This is a genomic window from Nocardioides sp. ChNu-99 (assembly GCF_029493445.1).
Classification (GTDB): domain Bacteria; phylum Actinomycetota; class Actinomycetes; order Propionibacteriales; family Nocardioidaceae; genus Nocardioides.
In genome coordinates this window covers 45,998-52,497 of sequence record NZ_JAHWBL010000026.1, presented here as the reverse complement: position 1 = coordinate 52,497, position 6,500 = coordinate 45,998, and the positions used below count along the sequence as shown (strand labels likewise).

6 protein-coding genes are annotated in these 6,500 nt (G+C 72.4%); 5 read left to right on the top strand and 1 reads right to left on the bottom strand.

Annotated elements, in window-relative coordinates; all coding sequences use genetic code 11:
• From KK617_RS10620 to KK617_RS10600, 5 genes are all read left to right on the top strand, one after another.
• A partial coding sequence (locus KK617_RS10620; protein WP_346812985.1) for a glycosyltransferase occupies positions 1-756 on the top strand: 756 nt, incomplete at its 5' end.
• 103 nt (positions 757-859) lie between these two features.
• On the top strand, positions 860-2,476 hold the full coding sequence (locus KK617_RS10615) for an acyl-CoA carboxylase subunit beta (protein ID WP_277499968.1): 1,617 nt from the start codon (positions 860-862) through the stop codon (positions 2,474-2,476).
• Positions 2,473-2,676 carry an acyl-CoA carboxylase subunit epsilon gene (locus tag KK617_RS10610; protein WP_277499966.1) on the top strand — a complete coding sequence of 68 codons (204 nt, stop codon included), beginning with the start codon at positions 2,473-2,475 and terminating at the stop codon, positions 2,674-2,676. Before KK617_RS10615 ends, KK617_RS10610 begins: the two co-directional genes overlap by 4 nt.
• A 98-nt stretch (positions 2,677-2,774) precedes the next feature.
• On the top strand, positions 2,775-4,259 hold the full coding sequence (locus KK617_RS10605; protein WP_277499965.1) for a glycosyltransferase family 2 protein: 1,485 nt from the start codon (positions 2,775-2,777) through the stop codon (positions 4,257-4,259).
• Between the two features lie 53 nt (positions 4,260-4,312).
• Positions 4,313-5,056, top strand: a complete 744-nt coding sequence (locus tag KK617_RS10600; RefSeq protein WP_277499964.1) for a hypothetical protein — start codon at positions 4,313-4,315, stop codon at positions 5,054-5,056.
• A gap of 123 nt (positions 5,057-5,179) precedes the next feature.
• Here KK617_RS10600 and KK617_RS10595 read toward each other — a convergent pair whose 3' ends face one another.
• Positions 5,180-6,454, bottom strand: coding sequence for a response regulator (locus KK617_RS10595; protein ID WP_277499962.1), 1,275 nt, complete (start codon positions 6,452-6,454; stop codon positions 5,180-5,182).
• Positions 6,455-6,500: the final 46 nt, after the last annotated feature.

The following is a 6,500-nucleotide window of genomic DNA, read 5'->3' as shown; positions in this document are numbered from 1 at the left end:
CTCGGGCTCGACCCGGACCGCCCGGCGCTGCTGCTCGCCCCGGGCTCGGGGGCCTACGCCGACGTCGGCGAGCTGGTGCGCCGGGTGCGCGAGCACCTGCGCACGGCGGCGCCGCAGTGGCAGGTGGCGCTCACGCGGCAGGCGATCGCCCGCAGCGGCGCCGGCGGGTCCGGCGGCTCCGGCACCCAGGACGGCGACGTCGTGGCGCTGCGCGACACCTACCCCCTGGCGCGCTACCTCGCGGCCTTCGACGCCGCGGTCGGCGCCGCCGGCTACAACGCCGTGCACGAGCACCTCGCCGTCGGCCTGCCCACGCTGCTGGTGCCGAGCACCGCCCACGAGACCGACGACCAGGTGGCCCGCACCCGCGGGGTCGTCGCGCGGGGCGCGGCGCTGGCGAGCACGGACGAGTCCGACCTCACCGGTGCCCTCGACCGGCTCCTCGACCCCGCGGTACGGCGGGAGCTCACCGCGGTGTGCGCGGGCCTCGAGACCCCCGACGGCGCGACGACGATCGCCCGGGAGCTCGTCGCGCTCGGGCGCGGCCGCGCCCCCGCGCCCTGGCCCGCTCGTGTCGGCCCCCCGGCGTGGCGCCGGGCGCTGACCCGGCCGGTCGCACGGCGGCGGGGCACGCCGTACCTGACGGAGGCGGTGACCGACGTGGACCCGCAGGTGCCGGTCGAGCACCTGCGGGCGGGGGCGTCGCCGCGCTACCGCGCGCTGCGCGAGCGGGCGGCGCGCTGGCTCTACGCCTGAGGCGCGGCCGGTGTCCCGGATCACGGGATGGGACGGGGTACCCGTTGTCCGGTACGCAAGACCCCTGCGTCCGGCGTCGGCGCGGGACGCTACATTGCCGCCCATGAGCGCACAGGTGGGCGAGGGCACGGACGTGCCCGACGAGATCGACGTGACGACGACCGCCGGCAAGCTGGCCGACCTCGAGCGCCGGCTCGACGAGGCCGTGCACGCCGGCTCGGCCAAGGCGGTCGAGAAGCAGCACGCCCGCGGCCGCCAGACGGCCCGCGAGCGCATCGAGCAGCTCTTCGACGAGGGCAGCTTCGTCGAGCTCGACGAGCTGGCCCGCCACCGCTCGGTCGCCTTCGGCCTCGAGAAGCGGCGGCCCTACGGCGACGGCGTCGTGACCGGCTACGGCACGATCGACGGTCGCCAGGTCTGCGTCTTCTCGCAGGACTTCACGGTCTTCGGCGGCTCGCTCGGCGAGGTGTACGGCGAGAAGATCACCAAGGTCATGGACCTGGCGATGAAGACCGGCTGCCCCATCATCGGCATCAACGAGGGCGCCGGCGCCCGCATCCAGGAGGGCGTGGTCTCCCTGGGCCTGTACGGCGAGATCTTCCGCCGCAACGTGCACGCCTCGGGCGTCATCCCGCAGATCAGCCTCATCATGGGCAACTGCGCCGGCGGCCACGTCTACTCCCCCGCCGTCACCGACTTCACCGTGATGGTCGACCAGACCTCCGCCATGTTCATCACCGGCCCCGACGTCATCAAGACGGTGACCGGCGAGGACGTGACGATCGAGGAGCTGGGCGGCGCGCGCACCCACAACACGCGGTCGGGCAACGCCCACTACATGGGGGCCGACGAGGAGGACGCGCTCGAGTTCGTCAAGACGCTGCTGTCCTACCTGCCGCAGAACAACCTGGACGAGCCGCCGGTCTTCGACGACGTCGCCGACCTCGAGGTCACCGACCTCGACCGCTCGCTCGACGCCATCATCCCGGACAGCCCGAACCAGCCCTACGACATCCGCGAGGTCGTCGAGGCGGTGGTGGACGACCAGGAGTTCCTCGAGGTCCAGCCGCTCTTCGCGCCGAACCTGGTCGTCGGCTACGCCCGCGTCGAGGGCCGCAGCGTCGGCGTCGTCGCCAACCAGCCGATGCAGTTCGCCGGCACGCTCGACATCGACGCCTCCGAGAAGGCCGCGCGCTTCGTGCGCACCTGCGACGCCTTCAACATCCCCGTGCTGACGTTCGTGGACGTGCCCGGCTTCCTGCCCGGCACCGACCAGGAGTACAACGGCATCATCCGCCGCGGCGCGAAGCTCATCTACGCCTACGCCGAGGCCACGGTGCCGCTGGTCACGATCATCACCCGCAAGGCGTACGGCGGCGCCTACGACGTCATGGGCTCCAAGCACCTCGGCGCCGACATCAACCTGGCGTGGCCGACCGCCCAGATCGCCGTCATGGGCGCCCAGGGCGCGGTCAACATCCTGTACCGCAAGGAGATCGCCGAGGCCACGGAGGCCGGCACCGCCGACGCCACCCGCGCCGAGCTCGTCGACGAGTACGACAAGCACCTCGCGAACCCGTACGTCGCGGCCGAGCGCGGGTACGTCGACGCCGTCATCAGCCCCCACGAGACCCGCGGCGAGATCGTCAGGGCCCTGCGCCTGCTGCGCACCAAGCGCGAGACGCTGCCGCCCAAGAAGCACGGGAACATCCCGCTGTGAGCGCGCCGCTGCTGCGGGTCGTCAACCCCGACGCCACCCCCGAGGAGGTCGCCGCGATCGTCGCGGTGCTCTCCTCGCTGGGGGGCGCGCCGGCGCCGGCCCCCCGTCGTACGCCGGAGTGGTCGGCCCCGCGCCGCCTGCTCCGGTCCACGCCGGCGGCCGGCGCGGGCGCCTGGCGCTCCTCCGCCCTGCCGCGCTGACGGGTCCCACGGGCCGCACCGGTCCGTTTGACGGAAAACTGAGCAGAAGTTCGGCGCTCACCGGGACGGACCCGAGCAGGGGGCGGCAGGATACGGGCGTGACCCTCCCCGGCCCCGAGCTCTCCGGACGCCCCTCCGCGCGCGGCGACACCTCGCAGAACCAGTACGTGCGCGTGCCGGACCCCGGCATGGCGGCGTACGCCGACGAGTTCCTGCACGGCGTCGAGGAGCTGCCCACCTACCGCCCCACCATCGGCGCGGTCATCCCGGCCTACAACGAGGGCGAGACGATCGGCGGCGTGCTCGACGCGTTGCTGGCCCAGACCCGCCTGCCGGACGTCATCCACGTCATCGTCAACAACACCACCGACGACACCGTCGAGGTGGCGGGCTACTACGCCGGCGAGCACGTGCGCCAGACGCGCAACGGCGAGCAGATGACCGAGATCTTCGTCCACGACATCGGCAAGAACCCGGACAAGAAGGTCGGCGCGCTCAACTACGGCTACTCGCTCGTCGAGGGCTACGACTACCTCCTCGGCGTCGACGGCGACACCACCCCGGAGCCCGACGCGGTCGAGGAGCTGGTCAACGAGATTGCGAGCGACGACCGCATCGGCGGCATCTCGGCCATCTACAGCATCGACGACTCGGCGCTCGACGGCCTGATGTCGAAGTTCCTCATCGCCGGCCAGCGTGCCCAGTTCGCCGCCTTCAACATGCAGAACCTCCTGCGCGGGCGCAACATGGCGGTGCTGGGCGGCCAGTTCTCCATCTTCTCCACCCACGCCCTGCGCGAGGTGCTCGAGGACAGCCACCAGCGCACGCCGTGGGTCAACGACTCCGAGGTGGAGGACTCGCTGCTCTCGCTGCAGATCAAGAGCGCCGGCTACCTCACGAAGATCTCGGCCGCCGCCCGCGCCCACGTGGGCGGCATGACCACGCTGCGCTCGCTCGACGCGCAGCAGGTGAAGTGGAACTTCGGCGCCATCGACCTGATGTGGCCCGGCCAGCGCGGCGACACCCCGGGGCAGCCCCTGCACCCGAACCTGCGGCTGCGGTGGTTCGAGCACATCTCGATGGTCATCAACATCACGACCCGGCTGCTCTTCCTGCTGCTGCTCCTGGGCTCGCTGTCGATCGACGCGTTCGTCTTCTCCCCCTGGTGGGTCATCCCGCCGATGGCCGCCATCCTGCTCAACTTCCGCGTGGCCCGCTCGATGTACTACGCGAACCGCCGGGACTACCTGTTCGCATTGCTGCTGGCGCCCGCCGAGGTCTACATGTGGATCCGGATCGGGCACTTCCTGCGCGCCTGGACCAAGTTCGCCTCTCGCGCGCAGACCGACAACTGGGCCGCTCAGGCCAAGGCCGAGCGCGGCTCGGGCCAGGCCTACCTGGCCCCCCTCGCGGTGCTGGCCGTCATCGTCGCCGTCATGGCGGCCATCTGGCTGCAGCTGCCGATCGACGCCAAGTCCGACGTGCTGTCGTTCGGCTGGCCCATCCTCGGCATCATCACGATCCTGCAGACCGGCTGGATGTCGACCAAGCTGCTGCGCCGCTACAAGGGCTACAAGGCGTGAGCGCTGCGCGCACCGCCCGCCCGACCCGCCCCACCCGCCGACCGGAAGAGACCATGCCCGCCTCCCGTGCCCGCCGTACCCGCCGCGCCCTGCCCCTCGCGCTCGGCGGCCTGCTCCTCAGCCTGCTGCTGTCCTCCTGCTCCCTCGTCGAGGACCTGACCGGCAGCGACGACGAGGCGCAGCCCACCGCGACGGCCACGAGCGCCGCGACCGGCGAGTTCTACGACTCGCAGTTCACCCGGGACGGCACGTTCCAGTCGCACATCACGGTCGGCGACAACCTCGACTTCGTGTACACGCTCTACCCGACGAAGTCGACGCCACGGACGAACGAGTGGTACCCGCGCGGCTCGAAGTTCTTCTCCTTCACGTTCCAGGCCTACGACCTCGCCCGCGACCTGCGCGACCCGTACGAGACCAAGCGCAAGGTGTGGCTGGGCCGCATGCAGGTGACGTCCACGACGAAGCGCTCCGACGGCGGCGCGGCCGAGACGCCGTACACCCTCGACGCGCAGGCGCAGACCGTCACGCTCGACCCCGAGCCGGTGACGTACGGCGACTACGGGATGCTCGTCACCTCGCCGAAGGGCGCGTTCGAGCTGCGCAACCAGGAGATCGTGGCCACCGACCTGGCCACCATCGGCGTGGAGCTCACGTTCTCCGCGACGGTCAACATCGAGACCAGCGCGGGCTCGAACCGCTACGTGCAGGAGACCATCACGCAGGTCGTGCCCATCGCGATCTTCGCCTCCGACGAGGAGACCCAGGCCCAGGAGATCCCCGTCAACGCCAACTGAGCGCCCGACCCCGGCCGCGGCCGGGAGACGACGCTGCGAGACGACGCTGCGAGACGACGCCGCGAGACGACGGAGGCCCCCCGGCGATGCCGGGGGGCCTCTCGTGCTCGTGGGCACGCGTCGTCAGGTGCCGGGCGCCATGCGGTAGCCGACGCCGCGGACGGGCTCGATCCACCGGGGGACGGCGCCGTCGTCGCCGAGCTTGCGCCGCAGGTCCTCGATGTGGGCCTCGACGGTGCGCTTGTCGGCCTCGTTGACGAAGTACGCCGTCACGTAGTCCTGGCCGCGCATCGTCAGCACCAGGTCGGCCTTCGAGCGCACCCGCCGGCCCGTGGACATCAGCGAGGCCAGGAGGTCGAACTCGACCTTCGTCACGTCGACGCCGCGACCCTCGACGAGCACCGCGCGCGAGGTCGGGTTGAGGGACAGGCCGTTGTGCCGCACCCACCCGTCGCCCCCCACGACCTGCTGGTCGTTGCCCGCCGCCATCGACGAGGCGGGGGTCAGGCCCGAGGCCGGGAGCGGGTCGGCCGCGTACGACGCGACGGGCTGGGTCGCGACCGGCTGCGGGACGGCCTGCTGCACCGGCGGGGCGTAGACGGGCTGCTGAGCCGGCTGCTGGACGGGCTGCTCGTGGGCGGGCTGCACCGGCTGCTGGTAGACCGGCTGCGCCGGCTGGTGCTGGTGGGCGGGCTGCTGGTACGGCGCCTGCTGCTGCAGCCCCTGGTCGTGCGCGACCTGGTCGTACGTCGAGTGCGCCGCGGTCTGCGGCACCGCCGGCTGGGCGGGCACGGGCTGGGCGGGCGCGGGCTGCTCCGGCTGCGGCGCGGCGTGCCGAGGGGCCGGGGTGGCCGGGGTCGTCGGGGCCGGGCCGATGGTGGCGCGGTTGCCCTGGCTGAACTCGCGACGGATGTCGACCGCCCAGCCGGTGGGCTCGCGCTCGGGCTCGGTCGCGGCAGGCACGGCGGCCGGCTCGGCGAGGCCGTGCCCGTCCTCCTCGTCCGTGCCCTCGTTGCGGGCGCGCGGGCGCCGCAGCATCGACTCGGCGCGGGCGCGGAGCTCGCGGGGGCGGAACGGCTTCACCAGGTAGTCGTCGGCGCCGGCCTCGAGGCCCATCACGACGTCGATCTCGTCGCTGAGCGCAGTGATCATGATGAGGTAGGTGGAGCTGAACTCGCGGATGCGGCGGGCCACGGCGAAGCCGTCCATGCCGGGCATCGAGACGTCGAGGGTCGTCAGCACGGGGTCGTGCTCCCGGACCGCCGCCAGGCCGTCGACGCCGTTGCGGGTGACGTGCGTCACGTACCCGCTCTGCGTCAGGACGAGGTCGAGGAGGTCGCCGACGTCCGGGTCGTCCTCGACGATGACGGCGACCCGTCGCGATGCGCGCTGTTCCACCGGCTCAGGCTAGCAACGTCCCGCGGCCAGGACGCGCCGTACGGGC

What these genes read in the sequence shown, in the direction of transcription:
- KK617_RS10615 (WP_277499968.1), top strand. Translation starts at nt 860, where the DNA reads ATGAGCGCACAGGTGGGCGAGGGCACGGACGTGCCCGACGAGATCGAC.
- KK617_RS10600 (WP_277499964.1), top strand. Translation starts at nt 4,313, where the DNA reads ATGCCCGCCTCCCGTGCCCGCCGTACCCGCCGCGCCCTGCCCCTCGCG.